Below are 1,093 nucleotides of genomic sequence, written 5' to 3' on the forward strand. Positions count from 1 at the left end.
GTCAGGCGACGGTGGTGCCGAAGGCCAGGCCGAGGAGGTAGGTGATGGCGGCGGCGCCGTAGCCGATGGCCAGTTGGCGTGCCCCGCGCTTGAGGGGTGAGGCCCCGGAGAGCAGTCCGACCACCCCGCCGGTGAATAGCAGGGCGATCCCGACCAGCACCGCCGCCACCACGATGGCGCCCATCCCGGACATGCCGAACAGGTAGGGGATGACCGGGATGATGGCCCCGGAGGCGAAGAAGGCGAAGCTGGACCCGGCGGCGTGCCACGGGCTGCCGATCTCCTCATAGTCCCCGGACCGGTCGACCGGGCCCTGGGAGCCGTCCGGGCGTGCCGAGAACGAGGGGTTGCAGTCGCAGTCGAAGTAGCCCAGGCGTTCCTGGGCGCGGTGCACGGCATCGTCCTCGTCCATGCCCCGGGCCCGGTAGACCAGCACCAGTTCGTTCTGGCCCAGGTCCAGGTGCTCGGCGGCCTCGAGGGTGACCTGGGTGGGGGCGGAGGCCTCGAGCAGTTCGCGTTGGGAGCGAACGGAGACGAACTCGCCGGCGGCCATGGACAGGGCCCCGGCCAGCAGTCCGGCGATCCCGGTGAACAGCACCACCTGGTGGGCGACCCCGGTGGCCCCGATGCCCAGCACCAGGGCCAGGTTCGAGACCAGGCCGTCGTTGGCGCCGAACACCGCGGCCCGGAAGCCCCCGGCGAGCTTCTCCCGGCCGCGGGAGGCCAGGCCCCGGACGACCTCCTCGTGGATCGCCTCGTCGGCGACCATCGCGGCGGTGGCGTGCTGGTCCTTGGCGTAGGGGGAGTCGGACTCGGCCCGCTGGGCCAGGGCCAGCACGAACACCGACCCGAAGACCCGGGCCAGCCAGCGCAGCAGCACCCGGTGCGGGGACGGCGGGGGCGGGTTGCGGGCGTGCTCGCCCAGCAGGGTGCGCCAGTGCTGTTCGTGGCGGTGCTCGGCCTGGGCCAGCCCGAGCAGGATGTCCCGTTCGGGGCCGTGCTTGCGGTGGGCGATCTGCCGGTAGATCTGGCCCTCGGCGATCTCATCGGCCAGATACCGCCGCCACCGCCGCACCTGATCCCGCGTCGGCTC

1 protein-coding gene is annotated in these 1,093 nt (G+C 72.8%); it reads right to left on the minus strand.

The window, feature by feature from the left end; translation table 11 throughout:
* Nucleotide 1: 1 nt before the first annotated feature.
* On the minus strand, nt 2-1,093 hold a 1,092-nt coding region (locus tag CITRI_RS0115565), incomplete at its 5' end, for a VIT1/CCC1 transporter family protein (RefSeq protein WP_010145880.1).

Origin of the sequence: Citricoccus sp. CH26A (assembly GCF_000224415.1) — a bacterium.
GTDB lineage: Bacteria > Actinomycetota > Actinomycetes > Actinomycetales > Micrococcaceae > Citricoccus.